Origin of the sequence: Asticcacaulis endophyticus, assembly GCF_014652575.1 — a bacterium.
In the GTDB taxonomy this organism is placed as follows: Bacteria; Pseudomonadota; Alphaproteobacteria; order Caulobacterales; family Caulobacteraceae; genus Asticcacaulis; species Asticcacaulis endophyticus.
This window is the reverse complement of the sequence record NZ_BMZB01000002.1, coordinates 346,079-364,351: the sequence shown is the minus strand read 5'-3', so window position 1 is coordinate 364,351 and position 18,273 is coordinate 346,079. Positions and strand designations below refer to the sequence as shown.

Genomic DNA, 18,273 nt, shown 5'->3' with positions numbered 1-18,273 from the left:
TAGTCCGCATGATCCGCCTCGATAATATCAGTAAGCAAAACGGCCACCAGATCCTGTTCATCGATGCGTCGATGGGCCTCCAGAAGGGCGAAAAGGTCGGGCTGGTCGGGCCGAACGGTGCGGGCAAATCGACCCTGTTCCGCATGATTACCGATCAGGAACAGCCCGATGACGGTCAGGTCGCCATCGATACTGGCATGAAGATCGGCTATTTCAGTCAGGACGTGGGCGAAATGTCGGGCCAGAGCGCGGTGGCTGCGGTCATGGACGGTGTCGGCCCGGTGAGCGCGCTGGCCACCGAAATGGCGCAGCTAGAGGCCGCCATGGCCGACCCAGATCAGGCTGACGCGTTCGACGCCATCATCGAGCGCTACGGCGAGGTACAGGCCCGCTTTGAAGAACTGGACGGTTACTCTGTTGAGGCCCGCGCGCGTGAAGTTCTGGCGGGCCTGAGTTTCAGTCAGGAACGCATGGACGGCGATGTCGGACTTCTGTCCGGTGGCTGGAAGATGCGGGTGGCCCTGGCGCGTATTCTGTTGATGCGGCCTGATGGGATGTTGCTGGACGAACCGTCCAACCACCTTGATCTCGAAAGCCTGATCTGGCTGGAGGCCTTCCTTAAAAACTACGACGGCGCGCTACTGATGACCTCGCACGACCGCGCCTTCATGAACCGCATCATCAATAAGGTGGTGGAAATCGACGGCGGCTCGCTCATCACCTATTCGGGCGATCTCGATTTTTATGACCAGCAACGTGCCCTCACCGAAGCCCAACGGCAGGCCCAGTATGAACGCCAGCAGGCCATGCTCGCCAAGGAAATCAAGTTCATCGAGCGGTTCAAGGCGCGCGCCTCCCACGCCGCGCAGGTCCAAAGCCGGGTTAAGAAACTGGACAAAATCGAACGGGTCGAAGCCCCCCGTCGTCGGCAGACCGTCCAGTTTGATTTCCGCAGCCCTCCGCGCTCAGGTGACGATGTCCTGAACCTGCGCGATGTCCATAAGCGCTATGGCAGTCAGTCGATCTATGCCGGGCTGGATTTCAAAGTCCGGCGCAAGGAACGCTGGGCCGTGCTGGGGGCTAACGGTGCCGGCAAATCGACTTTGCTGAAACTGGTGGCCGGCGATACGACGCCGGATGAGGGCAGCGTGACCATCGGCGCCAGCGTCAGGATGGGTTATTTCGCCCAGCATTCTATGGACCTTCTGGACGGCGAAGAGACGATCTTCGAGTCACTCGAAGGCTCGTTCCCGCAGGCGGGTCAGGGCGCTTTACGCACGCTGGCGGGATGTTTCGGTTTTTCCGGCGACGATGTCGAAAAACCGTGCCGTGTGCTGTCGGGCGGTGAAAAGGCGCGACTGGTCATGGCCAAGATGCTGTTCGATCCGCCCAATCTGCTGGTGCTGGATGAGCCGACCAACCACCTCGATATGGCCACCAAGGAAATGCTGGTGGCGGCATTGGCTGATTTCGAAGGCACCATGTTGTTCGTGTCCCACGACCGCCATTTTCTGGGGGCGCTGTCGAACCGCGTGCTGGAACTGACGCCCGACGGCATCCACCAGTACGGCGGCGGCTACAGCGAATATGTCGCCCGCACCGGTCAGGAAGCCCCCGGCCTCCATCCGGGGGGATAATGACGGCCGCATGCGGCTCAAGCGTTAGTCTGGGATATTGCCCAATGACAAGCCGCGCCTCATGGCGATAGCGAGAGTTTCGATCATCCGTCGTACAGAAGGTTCAAGGTCGAGCCCAGCCTTGAATGCCAACTCGACATGCGCGGGATGGACGTAAACCGTGACCGCATCCCGCACAATGCCCGCGGCGAGATCAACGTCATCAACTACAAATTCGCGTCTCTTCACTCCGTCTTCGATGATGGCGGCAAGCAATCGCGTCATGGCGGCCGTATAGTTTTTCACCAATTCGGGCCGCGCCTCCAATACACGCCGGTATAGTTCATAAACTTCGGGATCACCTTCGAGGCGTTCGCGTTTGCGGCGGTGCAGAGCCAGTACCATCCCCAGCAGCCGCTCTGACGCCGGGGCCGATGACGCGACGAATGCTTTGGCAAGCGCTTCCTCGTCCTTCATGGCGTCCACCACGATGGCATCAAAGACATCCGTTTTGGAACGAAAATGACGATAAATAGTGGTGTGCGATGTGCCGAGGGCCTTCGCAATATCAACTATGTTTGTCTTGGCCTGACCGTGCCGCCTGATCTGTGCACGCGCCGTATCAAGAATCTTCGTTGTGTTTAAGCCGTCATCGGCGGGTTTTTTTTTATCATCGCTCATACCCCTACATAACTCAGGAAGGCTCGCTTTGCCACAACGAACAAAATTCATATTTTGTTCGTTGAATTCTCTTTTTACTTGGTGTATCCCTCCTGCCCAGCACAGGAGCGCTCAAAATGTCAGACAACTACACAAGCAAACGAACCGCTTTCGTAACCGGAGGATCGGGCTTCGTCGGTGGCAAACTTATCCAGCGCCTGGTGGCCATGGGCTGGGATGTCCGCGCTTTGGCACGAAGTCCAAAGGCCATGACTGAGGTGCGTGCGCTTGGCGCGACCCCGGTTCAAGGCGACATGAGCAACCAGGAGGCATTACGAAACAATATAGGCGGAAGTGTTGTCGTGTTTCATGTTGCCGCGATGTTCAAGCTTTGGGGTAATCGCAAGGACTTCAATGCTGTAAATGTCGAAGGCATGCGTATTCTGGTCAACGCCGCCGCCGCTTCACCTTCGGTTCGCAAGGTCGTCTACGTCAGCGCCGCCGCCGTCGTCATGGGAGACCCAAAGTCGTTTATAAGAGTCGATGAAACGGCCCCCACCCATCAGCGTGGCTTCGCCCCCTACAGTTCGTCAAAAGCTGAGGCAGAGAAAATCCTGCTCGCGTCAAACAACTGTCGGCCCGGTTTCGAGGCCATAGCTATCCGTCCACCGATGATCTGGGGCAAAGGTATGCCTATGCTGGACCACTTGGTCGAGACGGTCCGTAAAGGTCAGTGGCAGTGGGTCGGGGGCGGCTCACAGGCCATATCAACCTGTCACGTCGATAACCTTGTTGACGCTTTGCTATTGGCTGCGGATGGCGGTCAAGGTGGCGAAGCATACTTCGTGGCCGATGCGAAGGACGGCACGCTGAAAGGGGTCATGACCGACTTACTCGCCACACGCGGCGTAAAGGCAGATGACAAATCGGTTTCATTTGCGATGGCATGGAGGCTTGCGGGAGTCATGGCCTTCGTCTGGCGACTGTTCGGTCTCAAAGGCGAGCCACCTATCACACGCCAATTGCTGCAAATGATCGGAAAACCTTTCACAGTGAACACTGACAAAGCCCAGAGAATTCTCGGATACCGTCCTCGCGTGAGTTGGCGGGAAGGTCTCGACGAAATGGCATAAAGTACAACAGCCGTTATGCCTGCAAGTCCAACCGATAAACTAAAAACCCCTCCCGAAGGCTTCGGGAGGGGTTTTGGTTATTTCTGAACGATGGGGTCGTCGGCTCTGGGTTCGATCAGGTTATCGTAGAAAAACCCGAACATTTTCTGGAAGTAATAGGGCTGGCTGACATTGTGCTTGGTGTTGGGCAGGATGACCAGTTCGTGATCCTTACCGGCATCGATCAGGGCCTTGGACAGCTTCATGGTCGCCGCAATCGGCACATTGTCGTCAATGTCGCCGTGGATCAGCATCAGCTTACCCTTAAGGTTTTTGGCGACTGGAATATTGGAATTGGCTTCCCAGGTCGCGTCATCGGCAATGCCCATCGACACTTCCGGCCACCAGGCCTTATCGATGCGTTGATCGTGGTTGCCGGATGAGGCCACCCCGACCTTATAGAAATCGGGCCGGCGCAGCACAAAGCGCGCCGTATCATAGCCACCGGCCGAACCGCCATAAACACCCACGCGACTGAGGTCGAAATACGAATATTTCGCCTTCATCGCCTTAAGCACCCAGATGTGGTCGTCAAGCCCAACTTCGCCTAAGTTCTGATAGGCCGACGACCGGAACGCCTTACCGCGCTGGGAGGTGCCGCGCCCGTCAATGGTGACGACAATCGCCCCCAGTTGCGCCATCGCGTTCAGACCATTGACGATATTGCCACCGTAATCTTCGGTAAAGCGGTGGGTCGTAGGGCCGGTATAGACGTTCTCAATGATTGGATAAGTCTTTGACGGATCGAAGTTCTTCGGGCGGTGGATCATGCCGTACAGCTTGGTCTTACCGTCATCGGCCAGGGTCTCAAACGGCTCCGGCGGAGTAAAGCCGGTCGCCAGCAAAGCCGAGATATCGCCCACCCCAAGCTCAGACACTATCCGGCCATCCCTCGCGTCCCGCAGCACGGTGCGCGTGGGGTTAGTGGGCGATGACATGCGATCGATGATCCATTTGCCATCCGGCGAAATCGTCGTGTTGTGATCAAGCGGTTCCGGTGTCAGCTGGGTGATCTTGCCACCTTTGGTGACACGGTACAGCGACGCAGCATACGGGTTGACACCTTTTTCGCGGCCAATACCGGCGATGATCACATCATCCTTGTCGATGCGTTCAATGCCCGTGACTTCCCATTCGCCGCTCGTCAGGGCCTTGCCCCCATCAGGATTTTCGCCGGTCTTAATGAAATAAAGCTGTGCCCACCCGCTACGCTCCGAAATGACGAAGTTGCCGCCCCATTCCGGCGCATGGCGGATACCGCTGGAGGTCACGGTCACGATCGGTTTCAGCGCCTCACGCACGCGCACCACGCCTTTGGCCGTCGCCGGATCGACTTCAAACAACACGATTTCACCGTAGCCGCGCTTTGACCACTCATAGATGACCTTATCGCCCGACCAATAGGATGCCGGATCGCCGGGCCACAGCAGCTCCGTCGGCGGTACGTCCAGATAGGTCGCCTTGCCCTTAAGGTCGATCAGGACCGGCTTGACCAGCGGCAAATTAGGCGCACCGGCGCTCGGGTAGACGTAAGTGAACGCACGCGGGAAATGGCTGCCCTGTGGCGACTGTTGTACGCCGGTCCAGATATAGGCGCCGTTGCGGTCCAGGCGGTAGGTCAGGATCTTTTGCGAATCTTCTGACCACTGCACACTCAGGCGCATCTTCGGGGTTTCGGAATTGGCATCGGCCATATCGCCAAACTGCGGATAGTTCTGACCGTAGCGCTGATCATAACCGCCATCGAACGTCAACGGCGTCTCTCGATTGGTAGCGACTTCAATCAGGTACAGATTATAGTCGCGAGCAATGACCTTATACTTGCCGTCGGGCGATACCATCCCGTCCGGCGCCACAAACGGGTCATTGGCCGTCAGTTTGTCGGTGGCAAGCTCATAGCTCCATTCGCGCCCGCCCGCTGACAGTTTGAGCACGTTTTTATCCGCATCATAATCCACCGGACGGACATCAATATTACCGTCTGCCTTGACGCCTGCGGCTTTGAGTTTAGGTGTCAGCATCGCCTCGGTCGTCAGCTCGGTCTGTGTGGTCTTGGCCGGATCGGCCAGCATGATCCGCCCCTGCCCTTTAGGCCCCTTGCGATAGATCACGCCGCTGCCGCCGCCCGTAAACGACGCCTGCAGATTCAGGTCGGTCACCAGAGCCGATAGGTTGGCGTACATATAGGCATCGGCCGCCTTGAACCGCTCTGTGCGTTGCGTGGCGGGCGTAGGGGCTTGCGCATAAGCCAGCGGAACCACAGCAAGACAGGCGGCCATGACCGATGAGGCCAGAAGGGAGGATTTGAATTTCACGAACATACTCATTGAAAAGAAAAATTATTGCGCGGCGACCGCTGTGACCACAACCGTCAGTTCCCCGGCATTATCGGCAAAGATATCGTCGTTCAGGCCGAACTGAAGCTTTTTGGCATTCGGCGGCACGATAACCTGAAACGCCTCGCCGACCGCGAACGGACGGGCGACCAACGCGCCCTTATCGTCGACAAACACGCCGATCAGTTCATTAAGATGCACAGGATACATGGCCGGATCGATAAACCGCGCCGGAAAGATCGAGCCCGATCCGCCGACCTGATCGGTGGCGATGAACGACTCCTGCCCCGCCGGCCCAAAGGTCGGCCCACCCGGAATGGTCGAAGTGCCGCCCGTCGCGGTGATCGTGATTTCCTTACCCGCCACAATATCGCCGCCCTTAACCTCAATCGGCTTGGTGCCATCGTTGCGGCCAAACGGAATATTCTTATTGGCCTTCAGGCTCCACGGCATGGACGTGCCCGGCACCGTGACCGTCACTGGCTCTGCAAATGTGGCGCCCGCCATGACTGAAAACGCGGCCAAAATGACCGCTGCGACCTTAACCGACATATCTGTTCCCCTCGATATTAATATTGTCAGACATAATGGGCAATTTCATTAAACAGTCAAATATTTTATACGATATACCGCGCTATTGACAATTGTCACCACAGACCTAGGGTCATAAACATACGACCTAAAAGGGTGATATTCATGAGCCAAATTCGTAAACTGGTAATCGTCGGCGGCGGCACCGCCGGATGGATGGCCGCGGCGGCCCTGTCGCGCGTCATGGGCACGCGCAATTATCAGATCACCCTGATCGAGTCGGACGAAATCGGCACGGTCGGCGTCGGCGAAGCGACCATCCCGACCATTCAGGAATTTAACACCCTGCTGGGGATCGATGAAAACGACTTCATGAAGGCGGTCAATGGCACGTTTAAGCTCGGCATCCGCTTTGATAACTGGTCAAAACCCGGCAGTTCCTATTTTCACCCATTCGGCGTCTACGGCGTCGATATGGGTGGTTTGAACTTCAACCATTTCTGGATGCGCTACCATAAGGCCGGTGGCTCAGGCGATTTCGGCCTGTTCAATCCGCAGACCCTGGCTGCCCGCAAAGGCCGATTTGGCCGCATGGCTGAGATCAACCCGCAGGCACCCAACGTCAACTATGCCTTCCATTTCGACGCCTCATTGTACGCCAAATTCCTGCGCGGTTACTGCGAGAAAAACGGCGTCGTGCGTCAGGAAGGCAAGATCACAGAGGTCACGCAGCACCCCGAAAGCGGCGATATCACCTCGGTGACGCTCGCCAATGGTCAGGCGATCACCGGGGACCTGTTTATCGATTGTTCTGGTTTCCGTGGGTTGCTGATCGAGCAAACGCTGAATAGCGGTTATGAGGACTGGTCAAAATGGCTGCCATGCAACCGCGCCGTCGCTGTGCCGTGCGATAAGGTCGGGCCTGCGACGCCTTACACGACATCGACCGCACAAGAAGCCGGCTGGCAGTGGCGCATTCCGCTCCAGCACCGCACCGGCAACGGCTATGTGTTCTGCGATGCCTATATGAGCGAGGACAAGGCCAGCGACCTGATCCTGCAACGGCTGGATGGCCAGGCTCAGGCTGAGCCACGCGTCATCCGCTTTGTCACCGGCCACCGCAAGCAGATGTGGAACAAGAACGTCATCGCCATGGGCTTGGCGTCGGGGTTCCTGGAACCGTTGGAATCAACCTCGATCTGGCTGGTGCAGGATGCGATCACCAAACTGCTGAAATACTTCCCAAAGGAACGGATCACGGAAATTCAGCGCACCTGCTTTAACCGCGATATGTTGGCGGCCTATGATAACGTCAAAGACTTCCTGATTGCGCACTATAAGGTCACCGAACGCGAAGACACGCCGTTCTGGGCCTACTGCAAGCATATGGATATCCCTGACAGTCTGAAATTCCGGCTGGAGTCCTTTGCTGAGCACAACGCCCCGCTGGTTGAGCCCACCGAACTGTTTAAGGACGCCAGTTGGTTCGCCGTTCTGGCCGGTCAGGGTATGGTGCCCAAATCCTACAGCCCCGCAGCCGATGTCATGCCGAACGATGAATTCCTTTGGCGGATGCAGCGTATCCGCGAAGGCAGCGCGGGTTTAGCCGACATGATGCCCCCGCACGAAACCTATCTGGCCAAGGCTTGCCCCTCCCCGCAACTGGTCGCGGTGTAAAGTAAGTGTCAATATTATCAGTACCCGTAGTAAATCATATTGACCGGCACACCTTCGACAATGATATCCGGTTTTCCGGACAGCCTGTCATTTTCAAAAATATTGCTGAGCACTGGCCAGCCGTTCAGGCGGCAAAGACCTCACCGGACGCCCTTTGCAGCTATTTAAAACGCCACGATAACGGAAAGCCGGTCGGCGTTGCGGTCTGTGATGCCGATTTGAAGGGCCAGTTTTTCTATAACGATGCCCTCACGGGCCTGAATTACAAGACTTTCAGCCAAACGCTTAGCTATCTGGCCGACTGGTGTATTGCCAACAGATATGACGCCAATCCGCAGGCCGTATATTTGCAAGCTCAATCCGTGGACCTGATTGCCCCTGGTATGAGCCCGGCCCTCCCCCTGGGTCTGCTTGATGCCTCAGTCCGGCCGCGGCTATGGGTTGGCAATACCTTGCGCACTCAGACGCATTTTGATTATGCCGCCAACATTGCCGTTCATGTGTCCGGTAAAAAGACCTTTACACTCTTTGCGCCAGATCAAACCGGCAATCTCTATCCCGGCCCACTTGATCGAACACCGGCCGGCGTGCCGATCAGTATGGCCTCTCTGGAAGCGCCGGATTTTGACACATTCCCGCGTCTGCGCGACGCACTTGATAACGCCTATGTAGCTGAATTGGAACCGGGAGATGGCCTTTTTATTCCCCCGTTGTGGTGGCATCATGTGCAGACCACAGGCCCGCTGAACATGCTGGTGAACTACTGGTGGAATGAGGCCGCGGCCAATCTGTTCAATCCTATGAAGGCATTGGAGATTGCCGGTCTGGCCTATAGGCATTTGCCGCCGACGGAGCGCGCGGCCTGGCGCGAACTTTTAGAGTTTTTTGTTTTTGAAGACAAAGGTGACCCTATCGCCCATCTGCCGGATCATGTTGACAGTGTGTTCAGGTCGGGTCTTTCGTCAGCACAGATCGATCAACATAAGTCGCGCCTGTCCCGCTGATATTTTTTCATCTTTTTAAGCCATAAAAAAAGCCGCCCGATGAACCACCGGGCGGCCTTATTTTTACATTGTCCAATTAGTAGCGGAAACGCGCACTAAGCTGAACGGTACGGGCGGCAACGCGAACCCCTTGCGGGATCAGGTTATCAGCACCGTAATGGGCTTGCGACATGTCTTCGGTAAGGTTTGTGCCTTCCAGAGACAGGGTCATGTACTTAACCGGTGTCCAGTTGATAGCGGCGTCAAGACGTTCGGTCGGCTCAAAATAGGTGCTGTAACCCAGGGCCGAGTAACCATCAAGGTTCGCCCGCCATGTGTCACGATAGTTGTAAGCCACGCGGGCGCTGAACTTCGGTGTATCGTAATACAGAGCCAGGTTATAGGTGTTCTTTGAGTTGTTCGGCGCATCGAAGATGCCCGGAATGGTGTCGATCTGGCTTTGTGTGATCGGTTGACCATTGTAGTATTCAAAGAGGATCTCAGCCTTGGTGTTGTGCGTAAAGTTCGCCTGAGCCCCGAAATTATCCCAAGGCGAAGGCAGGAACTCGAAGAAGCCCTGAGCGTTCAACTCAATACCTTCGAACTTACCACCCGCCGCGTTCACCGGACGGCCGATACGGTAGTTGGTACCGTTGTAATCTACGTTGTCGTAGCCGTAGATGATAAAGCCATCAGGTTCTTTCGAGTAAACGGCCGCCGAAACTATGCCGCCACGACCGAAATAGTATTCGAGCGATGCATCATAGCTCGTTTCCTTGTTCGGGCGCAGATTCGGGTTACCGCCCCAGCCACAGTTACAGCCGAGTGTGTCATAGAACACAAAAGTGCTGGTATCCGTGAAATTCGGACGCTGGATGTTGACCGTATAGGCCAGACGTAATTGCAGTTTTGGTGTGAAGTGAATGACCGCATTGGCATTTGGCATGAAATCCATACCAGAGCCTTCTTGAGTCACTTCATAGGACGTTTCCTGATAGACACCGCCAACCAGTTGGTTACGGCGGTTCATAGTGGTGCTGTCACCCCAGGTTCGTACGTTACGCGCACCGATGATACCGTCGACCGGAATCTCACCGATCTTGAAACCATAGGTTAGCTGAGCGTAGATAGCGGCTGTCTTTTCGTTGGACTCGAAGCTGCCGAGCAGACGCTCGGTGTCCACAACTACGTCATCCCAGTCGCCCGAACCGCCTTGATAATCACGCTCTGTGAACAGGAAATTCCGGAAAGCATCATAATTGCTCACCAGGCCCTTGCGGGACATGCGATACCAGCTTGGCTCATCACTGCCGCCGACATTGCTTTGCACCAGTTCAAGTTCAGCGCCCGGCACATCGGAAATATCCACCGGATTGTTGAAACCAGCATAACGATAACCATAGGAACGGCTCAGGTTACGCTCACTGCGGCGATAGCCGGTCTGGAATGCGCGCAGGAACTTATCTTCACTGAGACGATAGGTCAGATCAAGCGCAAAAACGGTTTCATCGCTCTTTTCAAAACCCTTGCCGTCTTCAAATTCTTTCAGGCCATAGGCGCTGGCGTCATCCGGAGAGGCCCCCAGATACTCGACGAACGGGCCGCCACCGGGCACCTTATTCGAATTCATGTCGATGTTGAAACCGGTCAGCCCGTTCAGGCGCAGGGTTTGGGTCATCCACTGATTGTTGAAGGTGTTCTCATCGCGATAGGCCGTGAAGTTGATCGTCGTGCGATCTTTGCGCCAGTGTGTCTCGAAGTTAAGACGGGTATTTTCCGCCTCGTTACGATCATCGCGCGAGGTCGGCCCAACCGGCAGAACGTTGGTGTCTGTCGTGTCCGGGTCAGTCACTGTCATCGAGGTGATTGTGCGGCGTGTACCTGGGCCGTCACCGTAAACAATGTTCGACAATACGCCGGGGCTATCCTTGATGCGCGTATTCAGAGCACTATAGGCGCGGTTTTCCTTCGACGTGAATGACGAAGCCTCCAGCACAAAGTCCAGATATTCATTCACACGCCACTGATATGCAGCATTGAACGACGGGCGGCGAACCTTGCCGCTTTCAACGCCATACTGTGAGCGGTAGATCGAAATATCATTGGCCTGATCAGGTACGCTGTCCCACTGCGTGCTACAGCACCAGAACAGGGCAGGCGTCTCGCTGATAACGTACTGTTCGTTGTAGTTATTTTCCTGATAGGACAGATTCAGCAGGAAGCCCATCTCGCCGAGTTCGGTATCGAAACGCTTGGCAATAAGCGCACTGCCGTAAGGGCTTTCCGTATCGCCAATGCTGCCGTAAACATTACGGACGCTGCCAGCCAGGGTCCAGCCCTTCTTCAGATCCAAAGGACGACGCAGATCGACGTTGACCGTACCGGCGATGCCGCCTTCGACCTGATCAGCGGTGCGGGTTTTGTAGACCTGAACCGATTTCAAAAGTTCAGCGGGAATATCATTGAGTGACGCCGCACGACCGACACCCGCATTGTTAGGGCTGCCGTTCAGAGTTGTCTGAACATCGCTCATGCCGCGAATCATGACCTCGCCGCCTTCACCGCGGGCGCGCGTGATCTGCACGCCGGTGATACGCGAAATAGCTTCGGTGACGTTGTTGTCCGGCAGCTTACCGGCGTCTTCGGCGTCGATCGCGTCAACGATTTGCGCGGCGCGGCGCTTTTTGTTGACGGCCGACTGAAGGCTCTTACGCAGGCCCTTAACGACGACGGTTTCAAGCTCTTCGGCCTCAGCGGCAGTCGGCGCGTCGGTCGTGGCTGTAACTTCTTGAGCAATCGCGGGCGCGCTGATAACTGCGGCAATCAACCCAGTGGCCGCCAGTACCCACCGCCTGGCGTTTCTGTTCGTGTGCATCATAATTTTCCCTTTAAGCGAATGTCGCCTGAAGGGTAAAAGGCCATGAAAAACCGGGAACGTCAAAATATTTTATACGATATACGGGCATTTTCGTGACGATTTTATTAACCGGACAAATAGTGTTGCGGTTATGCCACGCAGTTTTCACCTATGATAGGCCGCGTCTCAAATAAACAAGCTTCTGTTATAGCGGCACATTTTTGCATTTAGCGGCGCACGACAACGGATACCATATACGGAATACAAAATTTGGAGCCGAACTTCCCTCAAATGCTCCAAGAGGCGATTCATCGGCAGACCTCGGTACAAACTCACCCAATTGTCTGCGTAAAGCCTTGCATATATCCGTATATTGTATACAACTTGACGCAATATTGGAGACCCATATGCCCTCATTTGCCCTCACGTCCCGCCGCCGCCTGCTGTGCGGAGCCGCCGGTTTGACCGCCCTGACGGCCCTGCCCGCCATGGCGCAGACTGCCTCGAAATTACTGCCACAAAAGGCAAAGTCATTGCCGCTGTCGGACGTGCGGTTGCTCGCTTCGGACTTCAAAACCGCGGTCGATGTCAATGAAAAGTACCTGCTGACGGTCAATGCCGACAGCCTGCTGCATAACTACCGCAAGGGTGCGGGCCTGACACCGAAAGCCGAAATCTACGGCGGGTGGGAGCGCGACACTATCGCCGGTCACAGCCTGGGGCATTATCTGTCGGCCATCTCCTTAATGTATGCCTCGACCGGCAATCCCGAGTTTAAGACCCGCGCCGTCTATATCATTGACGAACTGGCGCTAATTCAGGGCATGCAGGGCGACGGCTATGTCGCCGGCTTCACCCGTAAGCGTAAGGACGGCACGGTCGTTGACGGCAAGGAAATCTTCCCCGAAATCATGGCCGGCGATATCCGCTCGGCCGGCTTTGATCTTAACGGCTGCTGGGTGCCGCTCTATAACTGGCATAAGCTTTATGGCGGCCTGTTCGATGCGCAGACCTTTTGCGGCATCAATAAGGGCCTCTATGTCGGCGAAAAGCTGGGCGTCTATATCGATAAAGTCTTTGCGGCGCTCAACGATGAGCAGGTCCAAAAGGTGCTCGACTGCGAATTTGGCGGGCTGAACGACAGCTTTGCCGAGCTTCACCGCCGCACCAATAACCCGCGCTGGCTGGCTCTGGCCAACCGTATGCACCATAAGCGCATCATCGACCCGCTAATGGCCGGTGAGGATAAGCTCGGCGGCAACCACGCCAATACTCAGGTGCCGAAACTGCTGGCCGAAGCCACGCTGTATGAAATCACCGGCAAGCCTGAGCACCATAAGGCTACGTCGTTCTTCTGGGAGCGGGTCACCAAGCACCATTCCTATGTCATCGGCGGCAATGCTGATCGCGAGTATTTCTTCGCGCCCGACACCATCTCAAAACACATTACCGAAGCGACGTGCGAGCATTGCAACACTTACAATATGCTCAAGCTGACGCGCAGCCTCTATAGCTGGAACACGGATTCAAGCTATTTCGACTATTTCGAGCGGGCCCACTTCAACCACGTCCTGTCGCAACAGAACCCAAAGACCGGCATGTTCAGCTATATGACTCCGCTGTTTACCGGGGCGGAGCGCGGCTTCTCCAGCCCGTTCGATAACTGGACCTGCTGCCACGGCACCGGCATGGAAAGCCACGCCAAGCACGGGGAATCGATCTTCTGGGAGGGAGGAGACGCCCTGTTCGTCAACCTCTACATCCCATCGACTGCCAAGTGGGCGGCTAAGAACGCGCAGATAACGCTCGATACCCGCTATCCTTATGACGGTGCCTCGAAACTGACGGTCAGTTCGATCCGCCGCCCGACACGGTTTAAGCTGGCCCTGCGTGTGCCGGGCTGGGCGAAATCGGCAGAGGTTACGGTCAATGGTAAGCCCGCCAAGGCCACCCGTGATGGCGGCTATCTGGTCATCGACCGCGTGTGGACGGCGGGCGATTCGGCCACCCTCACCCTGCCGCTCGATCTGCGCTTTGAGGCCACCACCGACGACGCCAAGGTCGGCGCCATCCTGTACGGCCCGCTGGTTCTGGCCGGTGATCTGGGGCCGGTGGAAACCGAGTTCAAGGGCACCGAACCGGCCTTGGTGGCCAACGACCTGATCGCGACCATCAAGCCGGTGGCGATTGAAAAAGCGCACTTCCGCACCGAAGGCTCCGGCCGTCCGGCTGAGCTTAACCTCGTGCCATTCTACAGCCAGTATGAGCGCCGCAGCGCCGTCTATTTCAAGAACTTCGACGAAGCCCAGTGGAAGGTCGAAGAAGCCGCCTTCCTCGCTGAACAGGCCCGCCTGAAAGACCTGGCGGCGCGCTCAGTCGATGTCATGCACCTCGGTGAAATGCAGCCGGAACGTGACCATAATCTCGAATCCGACGTGTCCTGGCCGGGCAGCTATCGTGGCCGCTATGGCCGCGATGCCCGTCAGGGCGGCTTCATGCAGTTCACCATGAAGGTGCGTCCCGATGTGCCGCTGATCCTTCAGGCCAGCTACTGGGGCGATGACCGCCGCCAATACGATATCCTGATCGACGGTGAAAAGCTGACGACCGTCACCCATGCGACGGCCCCGAAACCCGGTGAGTTCTTCGATGAGCAATATCCGGTGCCGGAACGCTTCACCAAGGGCAAGTCGCAGGTGCTGATCCGTCTGCAACCGTCCGGCGGACGATCGACCGGCATGGTCTTTGGTATGCTGTTGTTCACCGCCAAATAATTCACACTCAGGAATCCGAACATGATCCGCACCCTGCACCATAGCGCCTCTACGATTGCGCTTTGTCTGTCACTGTCTCTTACCCTGTCAGCCTGCGGTGGCGGTGGTGGATCAGCCTCGGCCCAAACCCCGCCGGTTACACCACCGACTACCCCGCCGCCAACCAACCCGCCAGTAGACGCCAGCGGCTGCGTGGTGGGTGACTATAAGGTTGTCTCCGGCACGCCTGACGAAGCCGCCGTCAGATATGAGACCGCGCACTACGCCTTCCGCTGGAAGGGCGATACGGTCAACATGAATGATGCGGTCGCCGCCGGTCAAAAGCTGGAGCAGATCTGGACCGCCTATATGGGCCCGATTAAGTTCCCGACGCCCTATTGCGACACCACTGTTAAGGGCAAGGCCAATATCAACCTTGATCCGTCGTTTGCGTTATCGGGCGGCCCGACCGGCGACCGCGACATGGGCATGTGGATTCACCCGTTGTCGCTGAAAGACAACTGGGGACTGGCCCACGAATTCGCCCACGGCCTGCAAGGATCAACGCGGGGCCTGCGCGATTCGCCCTATGTCGGCTGGCTGTGGGAAAGCCACGCCAACTGGATCACCCATCAGTTGCCGGAGTTTCGTTCCAACGTCCATTGCTCGGAAATGCTGGTCAACTTCCCGCACCTCTATTACGGCTCGACCCGCGACCGGTACTGCAACTGGCAGTTCCTGGAGTACCTGAAAAACGAATACGGCTATGAGGCCGTCAATAACATCTGGACCGGCGCCATCGACACGGGCCAGTCAGGCTACCTTGAGGAAGACGTTTTTGCGATCCTGATGCGTAATCAAAAATGGACGATTGATGAGCTTAACACTGTCTTCGGCAACTGGGCGCTGAGCAATGTCAACTGGGACTATATCAATCCCGATGGCAGCGATCAGGGCGCAGTTTACCGCAACTCATATGGCTCATACGACAGCCGCGACGGTCAGCGCGCGCTCAGGGTCACCCAGCTTGATCCGATCGATCTGGCGGGTGGCCGCTTTGCCGTGCCAGAATTATGGGCACCGCAGCGCTGGGGCTATAATTTGGTCAGGCTTTACCCAGATGCCGGGGCGACCCGCGTCACCGTCACCTTCCGCGGCGTGGTGCAGGATAAAGCGGCCTCAACCCTGCCCGGCCTGAATAACGAACCGGCCACGGTCGCTGATCCCAATTCCGACTGGCGTTGGGGCGTGGTGGCGATTGGTGCGGACGGCAAATCACGCATCAGCCCCGCCGTCGATGGCGCGGAAGGTGACATGATCTTCCCCGTCAAGGCCGATGATAAGGCGCTCTATATGGTCGTGGTCGGCACGCCCAAGGTCCACCAGAAAATCGCATGGGATCAGGCCTATTACTCGCTCTACCGCTATCCGTGGATGGTGCAGCTTGAGGGCGCCAAACCCGAAGGCTTTCAGGCGGGTGCCCCTAACCCAACCGCCAGCGGCCACCGTCACGCCAATGGCGGCGGCTGGGTCGCCAATGCCGCCAATGTTGCCTCAAGCGCATACGTCGGCCCCTATGCCCGCGTTCTGGGTGGCAAAGTGTCAGGCAATGCCCGCATCGAAGACCACGCCATCGTCACCGGCGGCGACATCTCCGACAATGCGGTTGTGGGTGGCATGAGCGTTATTTCCAAAAATGTCGTCGTCAAAGACAATGCGGTGGTGAAGACCACCTTTATGGGCATCGGTGAGTTTGAACCCGGCACGGAGATATCCGGCACCGCCCAGATTTACGGCGATGCCGAAGTGCGCGGCGGGCCAAAACTCTCCAAAGGCGTCTATACCGGCATGGTCGATCAGGCGTCGCAAAACGATCCGAAACAAGGGTCAGAACTTACGGCTATACCTGCCGGTGTCACCGCCAAGCCTAATTTTGTGTGGCGTCCATGATCCGGCGCAGGTTTATCATGGCGGGGGCGGCCCTGTCTCTCCTGCCCGCCGTCTCATGGGGGCAGGCAGCGCCCGCTATGCCGCCCGTCATGCCTGATGACAACACCAAGGTCATTCAGATCACGGACATCGCTAACCGCCGCACCAATCTGCGCGCTCTGGCCGACAAGTCAGGCTACACCGGCCAAAGTCCGGTCAGCTTTGCCTTTGTCGTGCCCGCCAAGACCAATATCTTGGGCGCATCGGGCGGTGGTCACGGCATCGACACCGGCGAATGGCCAAAGGACGCCCAACTGTGGCTGATCGTCGACGGCAATGTCTACGGTGGTGGCGGTGACGGCGGTAATGGCGGCGATATTCCGGGCGCTTCTGACGGCGGACGCGGTGGCGATGCCATCTTTGCCCGCGCCCCAATCCACATCATCGTCACAGCCAAGGGCTCGCTCAAAGCCGGAGGTGGCGGCGGTGCCGGTGCCAATGGCAGCGGCGTTGGCGGATCAGGCGGCGGAGGCGGTTTCCCGAACGGTCGCGAAGGCGAGGCCGGTTCAGCCACCAATCCGACAGATCAATATAATCAGGTCGCCAACAAAGGCCGCATCGGCACCATAGCCGGGGGCGGTGCTGGCGGCACCAAGGGCAATCCGGGCGGTAACGGCGGCAATGCCGGTATGGCCGGACAGTCCTTAAGCCGATCCGGCGGCGGTGCGGGCAACGCCGTTCGTAAAAACGACCACGCCGTCAAGGTCATCAACTACGGCCAGATCATCGGGGAGAGTTATTAAGGCGATCATGTACTTTGCTTAGCAGTAATGCTACTCAAAGCTGTATGAACATTGATTCTGACGCACTAATAAGCCTCCTAGGAAAGATTATGGGCTTTCTGAACGGAGGATTTTTTAGTGCCTTATTTGGCGCATTCGCTGGTGCTTGGGGTGCGCACAAGATAGCGCAATCGGCTAAATCTCGTGAACTAATTTTAGACGAGATTAGAAGTGTAAACGTCGCCATCACGTTAGTCGCCGACATCTGCAACGCTTACATTGTCCTCAAAAAACAGATGACGATTCCAATGATCGGCAACTACAATGAAATAAAATCAAGATTTGAAAAGCACAATCCTGCAATTGATGGTGTTTTTTCTTTTACAGCTGATTACGAAACATTTAAAGCGCCACTAACTTCAACAGAGCAGTTAAAAAATTTCACAATTGAAAATATTACAGTAAATGGCCGACTATTATCAGCAATATTCAGATTAGACTCAACTTCATTTCACCTTAAAGAAATGATTGAACATAGAAACAAACTTATTTCCGACATATACGAAATGAGAGAAAAAATAGACCCCATAAAATCATTAGAATTCTTTTTGGGTATAAAAAACGAACTCGGAACAAATAAAATCTATCCTGACACCCTAGAAAGCATAGAACGATACACAGATGACGTTATATTTTTTAGCAAAATAGCCTGCGAAGACCTTATACAGCACGGAACCATGCTGACAAATAAATATAAGAAAAAGCACAAAACCAACCCGCCAAAACTGAATATACTTGCCTTTGACAAAGCCGAAGCAATGGGCTTATTGCCTCCAATTGAGAATTATCAGGAATGGCTCCAAGGCTTTAAAGACCAAAAAGAACTTAAGCAAAAATCCAAAAAGCTCGTTCTAAGGTGGCCAATCACGTTCACTGAGAAACCAGAACCAAACCAGTGATGTAGGCGGCACAGCCTT

Annotated in this window: 12 protein-coding genes; 8 read left to right on the top strand and 4 right to left on the bottom strand. The window is 56.1% G+C overall.

The window, feature by feature from the left end; all coding sequences use genetic code 11:
• Nucleotides 1-8: 8 nt before the first annotated feature.
• Nucleotides 9-1,637 (top strand): ABC-F family ATP-binding cassette domain-containing protein, encoded by a 1,629-nt coding sequence (locus IE102_RS10090; protein ID WP_189486365.1) that lies wholly within the window; start codon nt 9-11, stop codon nt 1,635-1,637.
• A gap of 24 nt (nt 1,638-1,661) precedes the next feature.
• On the opposite strand, the gene IE102_RS10085 is transcribed toward IE102_RS10090, so the two are convergent.
• The gene (locus tag IE102_RS10085; RefSeq protein ID WP_189486364.1) at nt 1,662-2,297 is read right to left on the bottom strand and encodes a TetR/AcrR family transcriptional regulator; all 636 of its coding nucleotides are present in this window, start codon (nt 2,295-2,297) and stop codon (nt 1,662-1,664) included.
• A 116-nt stretch (nt 2,298-2,413) separates the two neighbouring features.
• Here IE102_RS10085 and IE102_RS10080 point away from each other — a divergent pair, with 116 nt between their 5' ends.
• Nucleotides 2,414-3,409 carry an NAD-dependent epimerase/dehydratase family protein gene (locus IE102_RS10080; protein WP_189486363.1) on the top strand — a complete coding sequence of 332 codons (996 nt, stop codon included), beginning with the start codon at nt 2,414-2,416 and terminating at the stop codon, nt 3,407-3,409.
• Nucleotides 3,410-3,486: 77 nt separating this feature from the next.
• Here the strand turns inward: IE102_RS10080 and IE102_RS10075 are convergent, their stop codons facing one another.
• Both IE102_RS10075 and IE102_RS10070 read right to left on the bottom strand, forming a co-directional pair.
• Nucleotides 3,487-5,763 (bottom strand): S9 family peptidase, encoded by a 2,277-nt coding sequence (locus tag IE102_RS10075; RefSeq protein ID WP_229807689.1) that lies wholly within the window; start codon nt 5,761-5,763, stop codon nt 3,487-3,489.
• A 24-nt stretch (nt 5,764-5,787) separates the two neighbouring features.
• On the bottom strand, nt 5,788-6,336 hold the full coding sequence (locus IE102_RS10070) for a hypothetical protein (protein ID WP_189486361.1): 549 nt from the start codon (nt 6,334-6,336) through the stop codon (nt 5,788-5,790).
• A gap of 144 nt (nt 6,337-6,480) precedes the next feature.
• On the opposite strand from IE102_RS10070, the gene IE102_RS10065 reads away from it, so the two are divergent.
• A complete protein-coding gene (locus IE102_RS10065; protein WP_189486360.1) occupies nt 6,481-7,992 on the top strand; it encodes a tryptophan halogenase family protein in 1,512 nt (503 codons plus the stop codon).
• Nucleotides 7,993-7,997: 5 nt separating this feature from the next.
• On the top strand, nt 7,998-8,996 hold the full coding sequence (locus tag IE102_RS10060) for a cupin-like domain-containing protein (protein WP_189486359.1): 999 nt from the start codon (nt 7,998-8,000) through the stop codon (nt 8,994-8,996).
• Between the two features lie 76 nt (nt 8,997-9,072).
• On the opposite strand, the gene IE102_RS10055 is transcribed toward IE102_RS10060, so the two are convergent.
• Entirely contained in the window at nt 9,073-11,853 is a 2,781-nt protein-coding gene (locus IE102_RS10055) for a TonB-dependent receptor (RefSeq protein WP_229807688.1), read from the bottom strand.
• A 386-nt stretch (nt 11,854-12,239) separates the two neighbouring features.
• On the opposite strand from IE102_RS10055, the gene IE102_RS10050 reads away from it, so the two are divergent.
• The 4 genes from IE102_RS10050 to IE102_RS10035 all read left to right on the top strand — a co-directional run bounded on the left by IE102_RS10050 (nt 12,240) and on the right by IE102_RS10035 (nt 18,255).
• Nucleotides 12,240-14,606 carry a glycoside hydrolase family 127 protein gene (locus tag IE102_RS10050; protein WP_189486358.1) on the top strand — a complete coding sequence of 789 codons (2,367 nt, stop codon included), beginning with the start codon at nt 12,240-12,242 and terminating at the stop codon, nt 14,604-14,606.
• 21 nt (nt 14,607-14,627) lie between these two features.
• Complete coding sequence (locus IE102_RS10045; RefSeq protein WP_189486357.1) at nt 14,628-16,535, top strand: Svx/AvrXca family virulence/avirulence protein; 1,908 nt, start codon at nt 14,628-14,630, stop codon at nt 16,533-16,535.
• Nucleotides 16,532-17,317, top strand: coding sequence for a hypothetical protein (locus IE102_RS17985; RefSeq protein WP_189486356.1), 786 nt, complete (start codon nt 16,532-16,534; stop codon nt 17,315-17,317). The genes IE102_RS10045 and IE102_RS17985 overlap by 4 nt, the downstream gene beginning before the upstream one ends.
• An 89-nt stretch (nt 17,318-17,406) precedes the next feature.
• Entirely contained in the window at nt 17,407-18,255 is an 849-nt protein-coding gene (locus IE102_RS10035; protein ID WP_189486355.1) for a hypothetical protein, read from the top strand.
• The last annotated feature ends 18 nt before the right edge of the window (nt 18,256-18,273 follow it).